Raw genomic sequence first — 279 nt, 5'->3', positions numbered from 1 at the left:
AGAGATGCACTAGCCGAAGTATATGTCACTGTTTCAATAGAAGGAAAAGAAACAGCAGGACGCGGTGTAGCGCAAGATGTCCTGGAAGCATCGGCGAAAGCCTACGTCAATGCAGTAAACAGGCATTTAATCTTTAAATCAAATCTCATTGAAATTGAGAAACATCACGCGATCTCATAGGAAAGGAGGTAGGTCCTCATGAAAAAGAAAATTGCACTTTTGCCCGGCGATGGAATCGGACCGGAAGTTGTGACATCAGCTGTCGCTGTCCTCAAAGAG

Annotated in this window: 2 protein-coding genes; both read left to right on the top strand. The window is 44.8% G+C overall.

Features of this window, described 5'->3' with window-relative positions:
- The coding region (locus SB658_RS23335) for an alpha-isopropylmalate synthase regulatory domain-containing protein (RefSeq protein WP_410602656.1) at positions 1–180 on the top strand (180 nt) is incomplete at its 5' end.
- A gap of 18 nt (positions 181–198) precedes the next feature.
- Positions 199–279: hypothetical protein (locus SB658_RS23330; protein WP_410602658.1), on the top strand; the 81-nt coding region annotated here is incomplete at its 3' end.

This window comes from Bacillus sp. SIMBA_008, assembly GCF_046535495.1.
GTDB lineage: Bacteria > Bacillota > Bacilli > Bacillales > Bacillaceae > Bacillus > Bacillus subtilis.
Note: the sequence above shows the minus strand (reverse complement) of the source record. Positions and strands in the feature narration are given on the sequence as shown.